Origin of the sequence: Marinomonas foliarum (assembly GCF_003337275.1) — a bacterium.
In the GTDB taxonomy this organism is placed as follows: domain Bacteria; phylum Pseudomonadota; class Gammaproteobacteria; order Pseudomonadales; family Marinomonadaceae; genus Marinomonas; species Marinomonas foliarum.
Genome location: NZ_QPJQ01000025.1, coordinates 49432 through 68662, shown reverse-complemented (window position 1 = coordinate 68662; position 19231 = coordinate 49432). Strand labels below are relative to the sequence as shown.

Genomic DNA, 19231 nt, shown 5'->3' with positions numbered 1-19231 from the left:
ATGTAAGAGTAGATCGTCCCGCAATAGGGGAAGTATCATCAAGCTTTATATTAACAAGGCCCTGATAGCTATGCTGTCAGGGCTTTTTTTCGTCTTAAGGAAATGCAAACTCAACGCGTCAGCGTGAATCCAACGTTAATACTTTTCAATCTTCTTTTAATTAAGCATTATCTGGTCACTAATGCTGTCAGGCTTTTAATTTGATGAAAAGACGAGTTGAAAAATTGTCGCTAGCAAATGAAAGTTTGTAGTTTCTAAGAAGGGAATGTCGCAATGACATATCGCTACTGTTATTTCAGCGAAGGCGGGAAGCCAAAGGAAGGGGGCGAAAGTAGGTCATCTTCTGGTATTTATTAATTGGTCTTCTGCTGAGGTTGTCATGGCATTTTATTTACTTGGTTTATCTATTTTATTGGTTTTTGCGCCATTAAAATTTTCAATTATAAAGATTCCTTTATGGGGTATGTCTTTCCTAATTGCCGTGCTTGTTGGATTTATAGAGGGTGTTCTGAGTATCCAAGGGGTAGCGGTGATCTTTGTTTATTCAGGATTGTTATTCGCTTCATTGTTGCTACGTGTGGTTTGGCTTCGCAGAGTGGTTGTAGGGATTTTTGGAGTGTTTTCCCTTGCTCTAGCAACACATCTATTGCCAGGTTTCAATAACAATGCGGTGGTGATTGAGGAGTCAGTGAGTAGAGACGGAATACCTTTTAGTTTGTATGCAAACTTTGACAAAGGTTTGGTTGGCTTGTTCTTGATAGTCTACTTCTTTAGAGGGCAGGCTAATGTAAGTTACTTTAAGGCGTTGCAGAAATCTAAGGGCGCACTAGTAATATTCTTTGCTACGCCATGCTTGGCTCTGGGGTTGGCTACGCTGCTCGGTTTGATTCATATTGATGTTAAGTTGCCTAGCTTCTGGTTGGCTTTCCTTGTTATTAATTTGTTATTTACTTGTGTGGCCGAGGAGGCTTTCTTTCGTGGTTTTATGCAAAGAGAACTATCAAATTGGTTGAAAGGGAAGTCATACATGTTTGTTATTCCTATTGTTCCTGCTTTGCTTTTTGGTATTGCCCATGTTGGAGGTGGTATTGAATATGTCATTGTAGCGGGGGTTGCTGGTTTAGGTTATGGCTATCTGTATTATCTGACTAATCGAATCGAGTTGTCTATTCTATGCCACTTTATAGTAAATGCTCTGCACTTATTTTTATTCACTTATCCTATGCTGGCTTAACAAATATCGATGTGGTTTTTTTACAAAAAAAACGGTCCCTATGAGGGGCCGTTTTAGTTTGAACTGCTTCTATTATCTAGAGTTATTCTTCCATCTGTGCGTTATCAACAATATGATTGTCGCCGATGTCTTTTGGTAGGATGAGGTTAAGCGTGATCGCCACAATACCGCATAGGCTTATACCTTGGAGGCTAAATTCACCAATACCAAACGCCATGCCGCCGATACCAAATACCAGTGTGACACCGACGATGATTAGATTACGAGATTTATGAAGATCAACTTGGTTTTTGATTAGAGTATTCAAGCCTACCGCAGCAATAGATCCAAACAAGAGAATCATAATGCCGCCCATTACAGGCAGAGGAATGGTTTGTAAGGCGGCACCTAATTTTCCAACCCAAGCGAGTGTTATGGCTGCGATGGCAGCCCAAGTCATGATGACAGGGTTAAATGCTTTAGTCAGCATAACGGCACCTGTAACTTCACTGTAAGTTGTATTTGGTGGTGCGCCGACCATAGCGGCTGCCATCGTTGCGACACCATCGCCAGCAATAGTTCGGTGTAAGCCTGGCTTCTTAAGATAGTCCTTGCCGGTGACATTGGAGATAGAAAGAATATCGCCTACGTGCTCGACGGCAGGGGCGATAGCAACAGGCAACATGAACAAGATGGCATTGACATTGAATTCTGGTGCTGTGAAGTTAGGCATAGCAAACCAAGCAGCACTGTATACCGCTTCAAAATTAACGATGCCAAAGAATAAACTCAATATATAGCCTACAAAGATGCCACCAAGTACAGGCAGAAGCTTAAATAAGCCCTTTGCGAACACGCTGATCAAGATGGTTGTCAGTAAAGAAGTGAGCGCGATGATGATCGAAATATCGGCATCAATTGCCTGAACGTCGCCAGCTTTCCCGAGAGCCATATTGACAGCAACGGGTGCAAGCCCTAGGCCGATCACCATGATTATTGGACCTATGACGACAGGCGGTAATAGCGTATGGATGAAACCAGCGCCTTTTAGTCGAATGATGCCACCCAAGATGACGTAAACAAGTCCTGCTGCCATTAATCCGCCCATCGTGGCAGGAATGCCCCATGTTTGAACGCCAAACATAATTGGCGCGATAAAGGCAAAAGAAGAGGCGAGGAAAATTGGCACAGTGCGGCGCGTCATGAATTGAAATAAAAGTGTACCGACACCAGCGCCAAAGAGAGCAACGCTAGGGTCAAGCCCTGTCAATAGAGGTACGAGTACCAAAGCGCCAAATGCAACAAATAGCATTTGAATGCCGACAATGGCATTTTTCATATTGTTGTTCCTATTAGATTGTTAGTAGACGGAATTTTATAGAGAACCGTATTCAAGCGCCAGACTTTGCTCTTTTAGCGGCTCTAATGGACAAAAAAACTAAGCTAGAGGCGGATATTGTCTGTATAAATCTTAAATGTTTACTCTATCTGAACACTAGTTGACATTGTTATTCGATAATATAGGACTCAATTGTCCATAACTAATAGAGTCGATAATATGCTTCATCATTGTTTTTCAGAACCCATGAAGGGTTCAAACTTGGTCGGGTCGCAGGTTTTGCGAAAATCCCGAAAAACAAATGTATCTAGTAATTTACAGCGCTTAGCAAGTCGTTCCTTATTGGCAGTTGGTGTGTTGTTCAGTCTTACTGCGTGTGCCGCTCCGTCATCTGAAATGACATCCGCGTCTTCTGCGGCTCAACCTGAGGAGGGTGAAGTATTTAGCTATGCTTGGTTAAAAGGGTACGCGCGCCAATTGGCGACTAAGCCTTATGAAAGTCATCAAGGTGAAATGCCAGAGAGCTTAAAAGGCTTGGACTGGGATGATTATCAAGAAATCCAATTTAATAAAGACGCTGCATTATGGAATGATGAAAAATCGGAGTTCCGTACAGGGCTTTTCCATCTTGGTTTAGGTTTTGATACGCCAATTCATATGAGTGAGTTGGAGAATGGTAAATCTACCCCGATTCCTTATATGCCTTCTGAATTTACTTACGGTAAGTCTAAAGTAAAAGGTGAAGATCTTCCTAAAGATCTTGGTTTCGCTGGCTTTAGAATGCAGTTTTCGACAGATTGGCAGCGTGATGTTGTTGCCTTCTTAGGGGCGAGCTACTTCCGAGCAGTGGGTAGTGAAATGCAGTATGGTCTGTCTGCTCGTGGCTTGGCAATTGATACAGCAATGCCGCATCCAGAAGAGTTCCCTGTATTTACAGATTTTTGGCTACAGAAGCCTGCACCAGGTTCTGATGTAGTAACTGTTTACGCGTTAATGGATTCTCCAAGTGTTACAGGTGCTTATCGCTTTGATATGTCTCCAGGCGAACCGTTCAAAATGAAAGTGGATTCTGCTATTTACCCACGCAAATCTGTTGAGCGTTTGGGGGTCGCGCCAATGACCAGTATGTTTATGATTGGGGAAAATGACCGTCGTACAAATTATGATTGGCGTGCCGAGATTCATGATTCTGATGGACTTGCTATGCAAACAGGTAATGGTGAATGGATTTGGCGTCCACTAACTAACCCTGCCAATTTGCAGTTCAATGCTTATAGTGATGAAAACCCAAAAGGGTTTGGTTTACTGCAGCGTGACCGTAACTTTGATCACTACCAAGACGATGGTGTCTTCTATGAAAAGCGTCCTAGCCTATGGATTGAGCCAATCGGTAATTGGGGTAAAGGTTCTGTTCAGTTGGTAGAGATTCCAACTTTAGATGAAACCTTCGATAACATTGTGGCTTTCTGGAATCCAGATACTCCAGTTGAAGCAGGCCAAGAGTTGCTTTATAGCTATAACATGTACTGGGGAAGCCACCCCCCCGTTCAATCTAATCGCGCAAGAGTCGTTGATACCTTTACTGGTATTGGTGGTGTGATTGGTAAGAAGCGTGATTATTACAGCAAGCGTTTTGTTGTTGATTTTGCTGGCGGTTCTTTAGCTATGCTAGGCAATGATACTAAAGTGAAAGCAGTGATTACCTCTTCAGACGGACGAGTGGAAATTGAATCGGCGCGACCACTTCATTCTATTGATGGCTATCGCGCGATGTTCGATTTAGTCCCACCAAATGGAAAGAATGCCACTAAGCCGATTAATCTTCGTGTTTATCTAGAAGCGAATGGTCAGCCGCTGACTGAGACGTGGCAGTATCAGTGGACGCCGCCAGCAGAAAAAGACAGAGAGCTTCACAATGCAGGCCATTTGAAGTAACTTTTTAAAGGCACCTGTTTGTTTTACCAATAAAAATGCCCGATGTTATGCATCGGGCATTTTTAGTTGCTCAATAATTGCGTCTAAATAATTTAGCTTTTGCGATTATTTAAAAAGTCACGGTAGGCATATCCGCTGCGTTTAATGGTTCTTTCTTGAGTTTGATAGTCGACGTAAGTTAAACCAAAGCGTTTGCTGTAACCCTCGGCCCATTCAAAATTATCCATTAAGCTCCAAGCAAAATACCCCCGAATATCCACTCCCGCTTCAATCGCTTGATGTACGGCATTTAAATGGCCGTTCAAATAACGCACGCGTTGATCGTCATTGATGTCCCCATCAATAATATTATCGGCGCAGGCGATACCGTTTTCGGTAATGTACATTGGCGGTAGGGTATATTGTTTGTGAAGGTTTACTAACAGCTCGGTAAAGGCGTGTGGAGCAACTTCCCAGCCAATATCGGTATATTCAACGGTTTTGCTGTTTTTCACATCTTTAAACATGTTTTCTGAGTCGAAGGCATTATGATTACAGGTGTAGAAATTCATGCCCAAGAAGTCCATTGGTTGAGAAATTATCTCCATATCGCCTGGTAACACGTTAGGCAAATATTGCGGCGCAACGGTTTTGAGGATCTGCGGGTACTGGCCTTTCATTAATGGCTCAATGAAAAACTGATTGTCTAACGTTTCGCGCATCAAGCAAGCAAACTGGTCTTCGGCTTTTTCGCTGGCAGCATAAGATCGATTCATGTTGAGTACGATGCCCACCTGTGACTTAGGTGCATTTTTACGAATCACTGGGAGAGCTAAGCCATGAGCAAGTAAAATATGGTGTGCGGCTTGTCTGCCGTATTCTGGCTTGCTTAGACCTGGCGCATGTATGCCAAGTTCATAACCTAATATTGCCGCACAGAAAGGTTCGTTGAAGGTCGCCCAGCTATCGACCCATTCAGATAACTCTGATGTGACTAAGTCGGCATATCGTTTGAATTGGTACGCTGTTTCTCTGTTTAGCCAGCCGCCTTTGTCTTCGAGGTATTGAGGTAGGTCCCAATGATAAAGAGTAACAAATACGTTAAGACCTTCCGCTTTAAGTTTTGTCAGTAGGGCGCGGTAAAAATCTAGTCCAGCTTGGTTGGCTTCACCGTTTTGGTCCATGACGCGAGGCCATGCAATAGACAGTCTATAGGCATCTACACCGAGATCTTTAATCAATTGGATGTCTTGTTCCCATAGATGGTAATGGTCGCATGCTATTTCACCGTTATCTGCGCCTTTTACTTTTCCGGGTGTTGCACAGAAAGTGTCCCAAATAGAAGTTAGACGATTGTCGGCTGTTGTCGCGCCCTCAATCTGAAAGGAGGCAGTCGCCACGCCAAAGATAAAATCAGAGCTAAGCATTTTCGAGTTGGATGGTAAGGTGATTGACATGATGTCCTCAGTCTTTTTATTTATTGTCTTCACAAAGATATGTAAGGTGATCAAAGGTACTGGAGGAAGCTGAAAAGCGTCAATAAAGGCATCATAGTTTTAGTAATTTAAGAGGTTTTAAGTGCATTTTAAGAGCATTTTAACTGCGGATGTAACACATTGGCGTAAGTTTTCGACCTTGTGCAGTATAAGTGCGAAAGCGGCTTGATAATTCTTCAGGTAACATTTTTACCGATATGGTCGTAAAATGATTGGCAATATAAAAGGGCACTAGATGAGTCAAGGCAAAGCAATAGGTGGGCATTTCATTCAGTGCTGGGTGTATGCTGCTGATGAGGTGGCTACCTAGCCCAAGCTTGCGGAAATTAGGGTCTGTTATCATGCTTGTGAGTAGTTGATTGTCGGCAATACGTTTGAGCCTGACTGCGCACAGAATGACGCCTTTGTCTTTTATAACCCAAATCGGGTCTGCTTTATTTGGTTTTCCGCTTGGGTAGTGTGCTTGATAAAACTTTTTTACCAAGGGGAACCAAAGTGAAGGAACTTGTTCTGCGTTAGGGTAAGGTGGTTTCATGATGGAGTGCGTAGTACAAGGGAAGTGTTTAATAATAACATGGTCAGGGAGCTCCTAGGATGTTATTTAGATTGAATTACTTACAGCGAGAGGATTTATTGTGCGGCAGAAAATAGCGTTGTGGTGTGTTTTTGTATTGCTTTTACCTATATCAGAAGCCGTCAATGCGGCGCAAGAGCAAGCTGAATTCATCTATGAGCCAGGCGAACCTTTTGATCAATACGTCGCTCGAGCAGAGCAATATGTTAACGAGCGGAAGTTATGGGTTAATGCTGATAACAAAGCTAGAGAGTTGTCTGCTGTTTTGCCTTTTGAATTATTGCCTGATGCGCAGACATGTACCGGCCGAGCGCGTATTGGCGTGTTGCTATCGCACGGTTTATCTGATTCTCCTTTTTCGATGCGAGACCCAGCAGTGGCACTGCAAGCGTCTTGCTATCATGTAAGAGTGGTTTTATTGCCTGGTCATGGCACAAAGGCTGATGATCTATTGCATGTTTCCCGAAATGAATGGCGCGTGACGTTCCGAAATGCAGCGGATAAATTCAGTAAAGAAGTTGATGTGATGTATGTTGGGGGCTTCTCTACTGGTGGTGCATTAGCTGCAGAGTATGCCTGGCAGCATTCAGATAGTGTCGCTGGTGCTATTTTGTTTTCGCCTGTTTTTAAAGTGAACAGCAGCATTGATTGGCTGTCACCTTGGTTGGCGATGTTTAAAGATTGGTTGGATAATTACCCAAGCGACGACTTTGCTAAGTACGCGTCTATTCCTGTTCCAGCAATCGCTGAAGTATATAAACTGTCGAAAGAAGTGCGACACTTAATTCTTAAAAATCCGAAAACATTACCAGTATTCATCGCTTTATCGGAAGATGACCAGACAGTCGATTCCTCTGTATCAGAAAAAGTGTTTAATGCAGGCATGGTTGGGCCAAAAAGCCAGATGGTGCTGTATAGCAAAGATCAAATGAGCGCCAATACAGACCGAATTAAGGTTTACAATACCAATTGGCCAGAGGACAGGATATTAGGTCTGGCGCATATGGCTGTTCATGGCAACCCAGAAAACCCCTATTATGGAGCTGCAGGTGAATATAGAATTTGCGGTTGGTACCAAGCGGATGAGTCCTTGTATCAAACGTGTCGAACAGATGGTGAAAATTGGTTTGGTGAAAAGTCTTCAGCCTTAACGAAAAATAGCCCTCATGCGGCGCGAGTGTCTTGGAATCCAAACTTCAATTCATTGATGCAGGAAGTCGCCTTTTTCATTAAGGCTAACGCAAAGTGAATATAGATAGAGAGAGTGCATGTCAGAAAATATAGGGCTTAGTCTTCCTGCGGTTGATATCACGCAATCGCAAATAGAGCAGTACCATAATGATGGCTATTTGGTGCTGGAGTCGATTATTCCGGAGGCTGTTTGTGATGCGCTTAAAGCGCGGATGTTAGAGCTTATGGCATCTTTCGAGCCGGACTCTGTACGCTCTATTTTCACAACTAACGAGCAGTCTCGCTATACCGACAGTTATTTCATGGAGTCGGCTAATAAGGTGTCTTTCTTCTTTGAAGAAGAGGCGTTTGATGAGGTTGGTAGTCTTAAACAACCCCTTGAGCTGTCTATTAACAAAGTAGGGCACAGTCTTCATTTTCAAGATGATGTGTTTAAAGATTTTTCGTTGTCCTGTGTATGGGGGCAATTGTTACGGCAGCTGGGGATGGTTGAGCCACGGGCTGCGCAATCTATGTATATTTTTAAGCAACCAGGTATTGGTGGAGAGGTAAATTGTCATCAAGACAGCACCTTTCTATACACTACGCCAATGAGTGTTATCGGCTTGTGGTTTGCCATTGAAGACGCGACACTTGAAAATGGTTGTCTTTGGGGTGTGCCCAAAGGCCATCGTCAAGGATTATTAAAGCGTTTCGAACGTAATGCACCTGATTCGGTAGAAACAAAAATGGTGACATTAAAAGAACACGCTTGGCGTCAAGACGAGCTGGTGGCCATGCCAGTACCAAAAGGCTCCTTAGTGGTTTTGAATGGCGAGTTTCCTCACCTTAGTTATGCTAATCGCTCTGAACTGTCGCGCCATGCGTATTCTATTCATGCTGTTGATAATACTTGTGATTACCCTGAATTAAACTGGCTTCAAGCGGTGAAAGGTCAATCTTTTATACCGTTTCAAACGAAATGATAAATTAAAGTTGGAGAGCGTTGATGCAAGCTGTTTTGGCCCTACTTAGTGATAATGAATTTCACTCTGGTGAAGAGTTAGGGGTCGCATTAGGAGTCACCCGCGCAGCGGTCTGGAAGAAACTTAAAAAGCTAGAGTCTATTGGTGTCACAGTTCATTCCGTTAAAGGTCGTGGTTATCGTTTACCAACCCCCGTTGAATTGTTGTCCGAAGAGCTGCTGCGTGCTAATGGTGTGGCAAGTGATGTGGCGCTCAAATTAGCGTTTGAAACTGAGTCTACGAATGGTGATGCAAAACAACATATATCAACTGGCCAGCCCTTACCTGCGTTAATTGCTGTTGAGCGCCAAACTAAAGGTAAAGGGCGACGCGGTCGTCAATGGGAATCCGGTGTTGCCAAAAACCTAACCTTCTCATTCGTTTGGCGTTTTGACAATGGGCCGAGTGTAGTAGAAGGGTTGAGCCTTGCTGTGGGGGTGGCTGTTGCACGTGTTTTGAGAAAAGCAGGTATTCCGAATCCAGGCCTGAAGTGGCCCAATGATGTACAAATTGATGGGCAGAAGATCTGTGGCATTTTATTGGAAATGGTGGCGGATCAGGATGTATGTCATGTCATTATTGGGGTGGGGTTAAACGTCGAGATGGATGATGGATTTATGGCGCACGTCGATCAGCCTTGGACCGATTTGGTTTCTCGACTTAAGACTCGACCAAGTAGAAACTTTCTTTTGGCAGAGCTCACCGAAGAGCTAATGAGTATCTGCCAATTGTTTGAAGACGGTAATGGGATGAAGCATTTTCAGCATCAATGGCAAGCATATGACGTGCTTTTTAATCAATCCGTTACTGTTAGTACGGTTTCTCAGCAGCGCCAAGGTGTCGCGCGAGGTATTGATCAGAAAGGGGCGTTGCTGCTAGAAGAAAATGGTGAGCTAGTGGCTTTGCATGGAGGAGAAATAAGTGTCCGTCGCATCTAAGGTTTTGGTGGTTGATGCAGGGAATACAAGTATCAAACTTACTGCATTTGAAGGTGATTGTGTATTGTGGGTTCAGCGAGGTGACAATTGCCCTGCTAATACAGGTTTTGATCCAGATGTGATTTACTTTGCCAGTGTGCGCTCGAAGGAGCAAAGTGCGCTGTTGCATGCAGATATTCAGGCTGAATACCCGCATAGTGGCTGGGTCACATTAGCCAGCCAAGCTGAAGCTTGCGGTGTGTATAACGCTTACCTTGAGCCGGAGCGATTAGGCGTAGATCGTTGGCTTGGTGCCATTGCAGCATACCACCTAGCAAAGGATGGTGTGGTTGTGATAGATGCTGGTACAGCTATTAAGGTAGATGTGGTCAATAAAGAAGGGGTCCACCTTGGCGGATATATAACCCCAGGGCTTGGTATGATGGAGGAATCTCTGCTCTCTAACACGGCGCGAATTCGTTATGATTCGAATGAGGTCGTTGGCGGAGAAGGGCTTCCTAACTCGACCGCCCGAGCGGTAACAGAAGGGTGTTATGAAATGGTTTTAGGTTTCTTGGAGCGCATCCACTTACAATACAAAGAGTATAAATGGGTGGCGACAGGTGGCGATGCTGAGTCTTTGCTGGGGCGTTTGAGTATCCCCGTCGAGCGCCAGATGAATCTAGTGGCTATAGGTGCAAAATTGGTGGGTGATGAGCAGTTAAGAGGCAATAAATGAAGTGGCTTTTTCTTTTTGTTGTGTTGTTGAATGCCGCATTTTTAAGTTGGCATAGTTTTGTCCAAGATACGCCTGAAAAAAGCAGAGAGTCAGTTTATGGGCCGCCTGTCAGCGAAAAAATTTACCTTTTGTCTGAAGCTCCTATCGAACAATACCCTGAAGCTGAAGTGTCATCAAATGAAAGTCTTGAAGAGGCGCTTAACAAAGTCATTGAGCAGGCGACCGTTGATGCGCCAGAGTTATTCTGTCCGCGTCTTGAGGCAGAGCGCAATGAAGATAAGCAGCAAATTGTTAAAGTGCTAAATGGTTTTGGTTGGGATTATCAGGACAGAGAGGTGACAGGTAAAAGGCCTAAATTCTGGCTGTATATAGCGGCACCAGAAACGCCAGAAATTGCAGCGCGTATTGTAAAAGAACTTGCTTCTAAATCGATCGACAGTTTTGTTATTAATCGTGCTGAAATGAAGAATCGAATATCTTTGGGTTTGTATTCATCACAAGAGCGAGCGAATCAGGCAAAAGTGCGAGTGCAGAATGCCTCAGGCTATCCTGTTGATGTTTATGAACATATGCGAAATGTCTCACTGCAGCAGATCGATATATCGCACCCTGTGGATGAAAAAGACTGGGAACAGTTCATGTCACGCTTTGATCTGACAAAGATGATGATAAAAGTAGAAAAAAATCCTTGCTAGCGCTTGCAATTGGCAAGACGATTCATATAATGGCTCCCACCTTTTGGGGTGTTGCGTTGTAGCGCTGAGTACGTGGAGGGGTTCCCGAGTGGCCAAAGGGAGCAGATTGTAAATCTGCCACGAAAGTTTCGGTGGTTCGAATCCACCTCCCTCCACCAATTGCGGGTATGGTATAGTGGCTATTACCTCAGCCTTCCAAGCTGAAGAGGCGGGTTCGATTCCCGCTACCCGCTCCAATGCTCATGTAGCTCAGTTGGTAGAGCACACCCTTGGTAAGGGTGAGGTCGGCAGTTCAAATCTGCTCATGAGCTCCAGCTTTCCAATGCAAAAGATAGGTGGCTCGACCGCCTTTTTTATTGTCTGTTTTTTGGGCAGATACCCTTGCTAAACTTAGCATGTTTAGGTATCATCCTCCGCCCATACGATTGTAGGCCAATAGTTCAATTGGTAGAGCACCGGTTTCCAAAACCGGCTGTTGGGGGTTCGAGTCCCTCTTGGCCTGCCATAATTCGTATCCTATTTCTTAGTTAGGGATCACCTAAAGTATGAGTTCGAGTACTGAAGCTCAAGCGTCTCGCGGAGATGTGTTTAAGTGGGCGATTGTTGTTCTACTAGTTGCGGTAGGCGTGATTGGTAATAACTATTATTCTGCTGAGTCACTATTGTATCGCTTAATTGCTATCTTGGTGTTGGCTGGTGTTGCTGGTTTTGTTGCGTTGCAGACTGTGAAAGGTAAGGCTTTTTTTACTTTGGCAAAAGAAGCTAAGACTGAAATTCGCAGAGTTGTATGGCCAACCAGACAAGAGACCACGCAAACAACATTAATAGTATTAGCGGTTGTTGTTTTTATGTCTCTCGTGCTATGGGGGGTGGATTCGTTCCTTGGTTGGATCGTTTCCTCGGTAATTAGTTAGGAGTTGCTCGTGACCAAACGATGGTATGTAGTACAGGCGTACTCAGGGTACGAAAAGCACGTAATGCGTTCGCTTCTTGAGCGAGTGCAGGTTATGGGGCAGGAAGAAAATTTTGGTGACATCTTGGTGCCGACTGAAGAAGTAGTCGAAATCCGAGATGGCAAAAAGCGCAAGAGTGAAAGAAAGTTCTATCCAGGTTATGTATTGGTTCAAATGGATATGAATGACGCCTCTTGGCACTTGGTTAAAGGCACCTCTCGTGTATTGGGTTTCATCGGTGGTACGGCTGATAAGCCTTCTCCGATCACGAGTCGTGAAGCAGATGCTATTTTGCAACGCGTTAGTGATGGGGTTGATAAGCCGCGTCCTAAGACTTTGTTTGAAGTGGGTGAGGTGGTTCGTGTTAACGAAGGGCCGTTTGCTGACTTCAATGGTGTTGTGGAAGAAGTGGATTACGATAAAAGTCGAATCAAAGTGGCGGTGCTTATTTTTGGGCGCTCGACACCTGTTGATTTGGAGTTTAGTCAGGTTGAGAAGGCCTGATTTTGTTGAACGGGTAGCCTTCGGGCAGTGACCCATCTGGAGTTGAAAAATGGCTAAGAAAGTCCAAGCTTATATCAAGCTACAAGTTAAAGCGGGTCAAGCGAACCCAAGTCCACCAGTTGGTCCAGCACTTGGTCAACACGGTGTGAATATCATGGAATTCTGTAAAGCGTTTAATGCGAAAACTCAAGGCGTAGAGCCTGGTCTTCCAACGCCAGTAATCATCACTGTATACAGTGATCGTAGCTTTACATTTGAAACTAAATCTACTCCTGCCTCTGTTTTACTTAAAAAAGCAGCTGGTTTGAAGAGTGGTTCTCCACGTCCAAACACTCAGAAAGTTGGTACGGTTACACGTGCACAGCTAGAAGAGATTGTTGTTGCGAAGCAAGCTGATTTGACTGCTTCTGACATGGATGCAGCAGTTCGTACGATTGCTGGTAGCGCACGCGCTATGGGTCTAGAAGTTGAGGGTGTAAACTAATGGCTAAATTAACTAAACGCGCTCGCTTGATCGCTGAAAAAGTAGAAGCAACTAAGTTTTACTCTGTAGAAGAGGCTGTTGCTCTATTGTCTGAGCTTTCTACTGTTAAGTTCAAAGAATCTGTCGATGTATCTGTTAACCTAGGCGTTGATCCACGTAAATCTGATCAGGTTGTTCGTGGCTCTACTGTATTGCCTCATGGTGCTGGTAAAGATGTTCGTGTTGCTGTATTCGCGCAAGGTGCAAATGCTGAAGCTGCGAAAGAAGCTGGTGCAGATGTTGTTGGTTTCGAAGATTTGGCTGAGCAAGTTAAAGCTGGTAACCTAGATTTTGACGTTGTTATCGCATCTCCTGATGCAATGCGTATCGTCGGTCAGCTAGGTCAGGTTCTAGGTCCACGCGGTCTAATGCCTAACCCTAAAGTTGGCACAGTAACACCTGATGTTGCAACTGCAGTTAAAAATGCAAAAGCTGGTCAAGCTCGTTACCGTACAGATAAAAATGGTATCATCCATGCGGCTGTAGGCTCTATTGAGTTCGCTGCTGATGCTATCAGAGGAAACGTGGAAGCACTTTTGGCTGACTTGCGTCGTGCTAAGCCTGCTTCATCTAAAGGCGTTTACCTGAAAAAAGTGACTTTGTCCTCTACAATGGGACCTGGTCTACAAATTGATCTAAGCGCGCTTAACTCTACTAAGTAAGCATGTTTAGATCATGAGCTTTGGGGTCTGCCTTCATTTATTTGTTGAGCAGGCCGTCAAAGACCGCAGGAACCCTAAGGGTTTAATAACAACGTTGTAAAATGTTTGTCCTGCGCAGATGGTGTGGCCCGATTCAGATATACTGGATCTAACTCACCAGCAAGTACTTCGAGTAATCGAAGAGTTGGTAAAAATAAGAGAGTATACGCTCTCTGCTAATCCAGGAGAAAACCAGTGGCATTAGGTCTAGAAGACAAAAAAGCCATTGTCGCCGAAGTTAGCGAAGTTGCTAAAACTGCATTGTCTGCAGTAGTTGCTGATTCTCGCGGTGTTACCGTGAGCAATATGACAGCACTACGTAAAGAAGCGCGTGAAGCAGGTGTTTATGTACGTGTAGTACGTAACACTTTGGCTCGCCGTGCAGTTGAAGGCACTGACTTCGAATGCCTAGCTGAGAGCTTTGTTGGTCCTACGTTAATTGCTTTTTCTAACGAACACCCGGGTGCGGCTGCTCGTTTGTTGAAAGCTTTTGCTAAAACGAACAACAAGTTTGAAGTGAAGGCGTTGGCGTTCAACGGTGAGTTGATCCCAGCTGGCGACATTGATCGTTTGGCAACACTGCCTACATACGACGAAGCAATTGCGAAACTGATGAGTGTTATTCAGGGCGCAACAAGCAAGTTTGTACGTACTCTTGCAGCGGTTCGCGATCAAAAAGAGCAAGAAGCGGCGTAATACGGTTTACCGTATCCCTTCTTGATAAATATTTTGTTTTATTGCCTTCGGGTAATTATAAAGAATGCTAGGAATCTGAGTCATGGCTCTAACTAAAGAAGATATCATCAATGCAGTAGCAGAAATGTCTGTGATGGACGTTGTTGAACTAATTTCAGCAATGGAAGAAAAATTCGGCGTATCTGCAGCTGCTGCTGTAGCTGCAGGTCCTGCTGCTGAAGCTGGCGCTGCTGCTGAAGAACAAACTGAATTTGACGTTGTTCTTACTGCTGCTGGCGACAAGAAAGTAAACGTAATCAAAGCTGTTCGTGCAGCGACTGGTCTAGGCTTGAAAGAAGCTAAAGCTATCGTTGACGGCGCTCCAATGACTGTTAAAGAAGGCGCTTCTAAAGATGACGCTGCCGCTCTTAAAGCAGCTCTTGAAGAAGCTGGTGCATCTGTCGAAATCAAGTAATGATGCTTGCATTTCCAGATTTCGACCAATAGTCGAAATGGCTGGTGACATTATTGTCACCGGCCTTTTTGGGTTTCTAAAACTCAAATAAAACCTTAGAAGAATTTTCAAGTGGGAGATAATGCTCCCATATATGGTAAGGCCTGATTTGGGCCTTTTGCGTCAATGTGCACAAGCTGGGGAATGCTGATGGCTTACTCATATACTGAGAAAAAACGTATCCGTAAGGATTTCGGTAAACTGCCGCCCGTTTTGGATGTGCCATACTTGCTGGCAATTCAGCTTGAATCCTACCGTAATTTTCTGCAAGAAGGTAAAAGCCTTGCAGAGCGTGGGGAATTAGGTCTGCATGGGGCCTTTAAATCTGTCTTTCCAATGGTCAGCTTTTCCGGCAATGCGGCGCTAGAATACGTCGATTACCGTTTAGGCAAACCAGTTTTTGATGTTAAAGAGTGTCAGTTGCGTGGTGTTACTTACGCGGCACCTTTACGTGTTCGTGTGCGACTTATCATTTATGATAAAGAATCGTCGAACAAAGCAATCAAAGACATACGCGAGCAAGAAGTCTACATGGGTGAAATTCCGCTCATGACAGATAATGGTACCTTTGTAATTAACGGGACTGAGCGTGTTATCGTCTCTCAATTACACCGTTCTCCTGGTGTGTTTTTTGATCACGATCGTGGCAAAACTCACTCTTCAGGTAAATTACTGCATTCTGCTCGAATTATTCCTTACCGCGGTTCTTGGTTGGACTTCGAGTTTGATCCAAAGGATTGCGTATTTGTTCGTATCGACCGTCGTCGTAAGTTACCAGCAACGATTTTGCTGCGTGCTTTGGGTTATGGTACGGAACAAATTCTAGATGCTTTCTTTGAATCTACGCGTTTCTATTTGAAGCGTGATGGTTTTGAGATGGATCTAGTTGCTAATCGCCTACGTGGTGATACAGCGCTATTTAATATTGCTGATGCGAATGGCGAACTTATCGTAGAAGAAGGTCGTCGTATTACCGCTAAGCATATTCGTGTAATGGAAAAAGCGGGTCTTGAGCGCTTATCTGTGCCGCTTGAATACATGCTTGGTAAAGTAACTGCTAAAAATTTGGTTCACCCTTCAACGGGCGAATTGATTGCTGAAGCAAACACAGAGCTTTCTGTTGATCTGCTAGAGGCATTAGTGGCTTCAGGTATCACTGAAGTGGATACGCTTTACACGAATGACTTGGATAATGGTCCATTTATTTCTGATACGCTTCGTATTGATCCGACCAGCAACCAGTTGGAAGCTTTGGTTGAGATCTACCGCATGATGCGTCCTGGCGAGCCGCCAACCAAGGAGTCGGCTGAAGGCTTGTTCCAAGGTTTGTTCTTCTCTGAAGATCGTTATGATTTGTCTGGCGTTGGACGAATGAAGTTCAACCGCCGCTTGGGTCGTGAAGAAGATACTGGTGCTGGCGTTCTTGATAACGACGACATTGTTGCTGTTCTTAAAACCTTGCTTGATATCCGTAACGGTAACGGCATGGTTGATGATATCGATCACTTGGGTAACCGTCGAGTTCGTTCTGTTGGCGAAATGGCCGAGAACCAATTCCGTGTTGGTCTTGTTCGTGTTGAGCGTGCAGTGAAAGAGCGTTTGTCAATGGCGGAAGCTGATGGCCTTATGCCACAAGATCTTTTGAATGCGAAGCCAGTTGCTGCTGCTATTAAAGAGTTCTTCGGTTCAAGCCAGTTGTCTCAGTTTATGGACCAAAACAACCCGCTATCTGAAGTAACGCATAAGCGTCGTGTTTCAGCGTTAGGGCCTGGTGGTCTTACGCGTGAACGCGCAGGCTTTGAAGTGCGTGACGTACACGCTACTCACTATGGCCGTGTTTGTCCTATCGAAACACCAGAAGGTCCAAACATTGGTTTGATCAACTCGCTATCTACTTATGCGCGTACTAACAGCTACGGCTTCTTAGAAACGCCATACCGTAAGATTATTGATGGCAAGATGACTGATGAAACAGTGTATATCTCTGCGATCGATGAAGCGAAATACGTAATTGCCCAAGCGTCTGCGAATGTTGATGCGGAAGGCCGTTTGGTTGATGAGTTGGTTCAGGTGCGTCATATGCACGAAACGACTTTGATTCCAAAAGAAAAAGTAAACCTAATGGACGTGTCACCTCGTCAGGTTGTTTCTGTTGCGGCATCTTTGATCCCGTTCCTAGAGCACGATGATGCTAACCGTGCATTGATGGGATCGAACATGCAGCGTCAAGCCGTACCGACACTTAAGGCCGATAAGCCTGTAGTTGGTACTGGTATGGAAAAAAATGTAGCAAAAGACTCTGGTGTTTGTATCGTCGCGAATCGCGGTGGTGTGATTGAGTCTGTTGATGCGAGCCGTATCGTTGTACGTGTGAACTCAGAAGAAACAATTGCTGGTGAAGCGGGTGTAGATATCTACAACCTGACTAAATACGTACGTTCTAACCAGAACACATGTATTAATCAGCGTACTTTGGTAATGAAGGGTGAGAAGGTTGCTTCTGGCGACATTATGGCCGATGGTCCTTCTGTTGATATGGGTGATTTGGCGCTTGGTCAAAACATGCGTATTGCTTTCATGCCTTGGAATGGTTTCAACTTCGAAGACTCGATCCTAGTATCTGAGCGTGTTGTAGAAGAAGATCGATTCACTTCTATCCACATTCAAGAGTTAACGTGTGTTGCACGTGATACTAAGCTTGGGCCTGAAGAAATCACTGCCGATATCCCTAACGTGGGTGAAGGTGCGCTTTCTAAGTTGGATCAATCCGGTATCGTATACATCGGTGCAGAAGTTGAGCCAGGCGATATTCTAGTTGGTAAAGTGACGCCTAAGGGTGAAACACAGCTAACGCCTGAAGAGAAACTTTTGCGTGCTATTTTCGGTGAAAAAGCGTCTGACGTAAAAGATACGTCTCAGCGCGTTAAGACGGGCACACGCGGTACTGTTATCGATGTGCAAGTGTTTACTCGCGATGGTATCGAAAAAGATGACCGAGCTAAGTTTATCGAAAAATCGCAGCTTGATCAGGTTCGTAAAGACTTGAACGAAGAGTTCCGTATTGTCGAGAAAGCAACGTTTGAGCGTCTAGCTGAGGCCCTAATCGGTCAGCAAGCAGAAGGCGGTCCTAGCTTGGCTCGCAATGCGATTATTACGGAAGAGTACTTGGCGAATTTAGATCACCCTGAGTGGTTTAAAATTCGTGTTGCTAATGAAGAAGCGAGTGAGCAGCTTGAAAAAGCGCAAGCCGCTTTGATTGAGCGCCGTAAAGAGCTTGATGCGAAATTTGAAGATAAGAAACGCAAATTACAAACAGGTGATGATCTAGCGCCTGGCGTTCTTAAAATCGTTAAAGTTTATGTTGCCATCAAACGTCGTATCCAGCCAGGTGATAAAATGGCCGGTCGTCATGGTAACAAGGGTGTAATTTCTAAAATTATGCCAGTTGAAGATATGCCGTATGATGAAAACGGTGATCCAGTTGATATCGTATTGAACCCGTTAGGTGTTCCTTCGCGTATGAACGTTGGTCAGGTTTTGGAGACTCACTTAGGTGCGGCATCTAAAGGCTTGGGTCGTAAGATCAACGAAATGCTTGTTGTGGAGCGTGAGAAAGCAGAGGCGGTTGCAGAACTGCGTAGCTTCCTCGATGAAATCTACAATGGCTACGAAGGCGACTTGCGTTGTGCTCGTACGGAAGATCTAGACAGCTTTACAGACGAAGAAATTTTAACCTTGGCCTCTAACCTAACGGGCGGTGTTCCAATGGCGTCTGGCGCCTTTGATGGTGCAAAAGAAGCTGAGATCAAGCGTATGTTGCGCTTAGCTGGAATCAACGAAAGTGGTCAGGTTAAATTATTTAACGGCCGTACTGGTGATGCTTTTGAACGTCCTGTAACGGTTGGTTACATGTATATGCTTAAGTTGAATCACTTGGTTGACGACAAAATGCACGCACGTTCTACCGGTTCTTACAGCTTGGTTACTCAGCAGCCGCTGGGTGGTAAAGCTCAGTTCGGTGGTCAGCGTTTCGGGGAGATGGAAGTATGGGCACTAGAAGCATATGGTGCTGCTTACACGCTTCAAGAGATGTTGACTGTTAAGTCCGATGACGTAAATGGCCGTACTAAGATGTATAAAAACATCGTAGACGGTGACCACCGTATGGAACCTGGCATGCCTGAGTCCTTCAACGTGTTGGTGAAAGAGATTCGTTCTCTTGGTATCGATATCGAGCTAGAAAACGAATAAGCACGAATCACATTTGACCTGCTGGGGA

General features: G+C 44.6%; 17 protein-coding genes and 4 tRNA genes. 18 read left to right on the top strand and 3 right to left on the bottom strand.

Annotated elements, in window-relative coordinates:
• The first annotated feature begins 379 nt into the window (after positions 1 to 379).
• A complete protein-coding gene (locus DFP77_RS13220; protein ID WP_114412720.1) occupies positions 380 to 1234 on the top strand; it encodes a CPBP family intramembrane glutamic endopeptidase in 855 nt (284 codons plus the stop codon).
• Between the two features lie 82 nt (positions 1235 to 1316).
• Here the strand turns inward: DFP77_RS13220 and DFP77_RS13215 are convergent, their stop codons facing one another.
• On the bottom strand, positions 1317 to 2552 hold the full coding sequence (locus DFP77_RS13215; protein ID WP_114412719.1) for a uracil-xanthine permease family protein: 1236 nt from the start codon (positions 2550 to 2552) through the stop codon (positions 1317 to 1319).
• A gap of 219 nt (positions 2553 to 2771) precedes the next feature.
• Between DFP77_RS13215 and DFP77_RS13210 the strand changes: the two genes are divergently transcribed.
• A complete protein-coding gene (locus tag DFP77_RS13210; RefSeq protein WP_114412718.1) occupies positions 2772 to 4487 on the top strand; it encodes an OpgD/OpgG family glucan biosynthesis protein in 1716 nt (571 codons plus the stop codon).
• A gap of 92 nt (positions 4488 to 4579) precedes the next feature.
• Here the strand turns inward: DFP77_RS13210 and DFP77_RS13205 are convergent, their stop codons facing one another.
• The gene (locus tag DFP77_RS13205; RefSeq protein WP_114412717.1) at positions 4580 to 5923 is read right to left on the bottom strand and encodes a GH1 family beta-glucosidase; all 1344 of its coding nucleotides are present in this window, start codon (positions 5921 to 5923) and stop codon (positions 4580 to 4582) included.
• 139 nt (positions 5924 to 6062) lie between these two features.
• Positions 6063 to 6497 (bottom strand): GNAT family N-acetyltransferase, encoded by a 435-nt coding sequence (locus DFP77_RS13200; protein WP_114412716.1) that lies wholly within the window; start codon positions 6495 to 6497, stop codon positions 6063 to 6065.
• A gap of 100 nt (positions 6498 to 6597) precedes the next feature.
• Between DFP77_RS13200 and DFP77_RS13195 the strand changes: the two genes are divergently transcribed.
• The 16 genes from DFP77_RS13195 to rpoB all read left to right on the top strand — a co-directional run bounded on the left by DFP77_RS13195 (position 6598) and on the right by rpoB (position 19203).
• Positions 6598 to 7785, top strand: a complete 1188-nt coding sequence (locus DFP77_RS13195; RefSeq protein WP_114412715.1) for an alpha/beta hydrolase — start codon at positions 6598 to 6600, stop codon at positions 7783 to 7785.
• Positions 7786 to 7804: 19 nt separating this feature from the next.
• Complete coding sequence (locus DFP77_RS13190; protein WP_258861162.1) at positions 7805 to 8692, top strand: phytanoyl-CoA dioxygenase family protein; 888 nt, start codon at positions 7805 to 7807, stop codon at positions 8690 to 8692.
• Positions 8693 to 8715: 23 nt separating this feature from the next.
• Positions 8716 to 9669 carry a biotin--[acetyl-CoA-carboxylase] ligase gene (locus tag DFP77_RS13185; RefSeq protein WP_114412714.1) on the top strand — a complete coding sequence of 318 codons (954 nt, stop codon included), beginning with the start codon at positions 8716 to 8718 and terminating at the stop codon, positions 9667 to 9669.
• Complete coding sequence (locus DFP77_RS13180) at positions 9653 to 10387, top strand: type III pantothenate kinase (RefSeq protein ID WP_114412713.1); 735 nt, start codon at positions 9653 to 9655, stop codon at positions 10385 to 10387. Before DFP77_RS13185 ends, DFP77_RS13180 begins: the two co-directional genes overlap by 17 nt.
• Entirely contained in the window at positions 10384 to 11082 is a 699-nt protein-coding gene (locus tag DFP77_RS13175; protein ID WP_114412712.1) for an SPOR domain-containing protein, read from the top strand. The genes DFP77_RS13180 and DFP77_RS13175 overlap by 4 nt, the downstream gene beginning before the upstream one ends.
• Before the next feature lie 74 nt (positions 11083 to 11156).
• Positions 11157 to 11240, top strand: a tRNA-Tyr gene (locus DFP77_RS13170).
• A 3-nt stretch (positions 11241 to 11243) separates the two neighbouring features.
• Positions 11244 to 11318, top strand: a tRNA-Gly gene (locus DFP77_RS13165).
• A 2-nt stretch (positions 11319 to 11320) separates the two neighbouring features.
• Positions 11321 to 11396 (top strand) — tRNA-Thr (locus DFP77_RS13160).
• 115 nt (positions 11397 to 11511) lie between these two features.
• Positions 11512 to 11587: transfer RNA gene (locus tag DFP77_RS13155), tRNA-Trp, on the top strand.
• Between the two features lie 40 nt (positions 11588 to 11627).
• A complete protein-coding gene (gene secE / locus DFP77_RS13150; RefSeq protein WP_114412711.1) occupies positions 11628 to 11996 on the top strand; it encodes a preprotein translocase subunit SecE in 369 nt (122 codons plus the stop codon).
• Positions 11997 to 12005: 9 nt separating this feature from the next.
• On the top strand, positions 12006 to 12539 hold the full coding sequence (gene nusG / locus DFP77_RS13145) for a transcription termination/antitermination protein NusG (RefSeq protein ID WP_114412710.1): 534 nt from the start codon (positions 12006 to 12008) through the stop codon (positions 12537 to 12539).
• Between the two features lie 49 nt (positions 12540 to 12588).
• A complete protein-coding gene (rplK, locus tag DFP77_RS13140) occupies positions 12589 to 13023 on the top strand; it encodes a 50S ribosomal protein L11 (protein WP_110577354.1) in 435 nt (144 codons plus the stop codon).
• Positions 13023 to 13724 carry a 50S ribosomal protein L1 gene (rplA, locus tag DFP77_RS13135; RefSeq protein WP_114412709.1) on the top strand — a complete coding sequence of 234 codons (702 nt, stop codon included), beginning with the start codon at positions 13023 to 13025 and terminating at the stop codon, positions 13722 to 13724. The genes rplK and rplA overlap by 1 nt, the downstream gene beginning before the upstream one ends.
• Before the next feature lie 234 nt (positions 13725 to 13958).
• Positions 13959 to 14459 (top strand): 50S ribosomal protein L10, encoded by a 501-nt coding sequence (gene rplJ / locus DFP77_RS13130; RefSeq protein WP_114412708.1) that lies wholly within the window; start codon positions 13959 to 13961, stop codon positions 14457 to 14459.
• An 82-nt stretch (positions 14460 to 14541) separates the two neighbouring features.
• Positions 14542 to 14913 carry a 50S ribosomal protein L7/L12 gene (gene rplL / locus DFP77_RS13125; protein WP_110577358.1) on the top strand — a complete coding sequence of 124 codons (372 nt, stop codon included), beginning with the start codon at positions 14542 to 14544 and terminating at the stop codon, positions 14911 to 14913.
• 189 nt (positions 14914 to 15102) lie between these two features.
• Complete coding sequence (gene rpoB / locus DFP77_RS13120) at positions 15103 to 19203, top strand: DNA-directed RNA polymerase subunit beta (protein ID WP_114412707.1); 4101 nt, start codon at positions 15103 to 15105, stop codon at positions 19201 to 19203.
• Positions 19204 to 19231 lie beyond the last annotated feature (28 nt).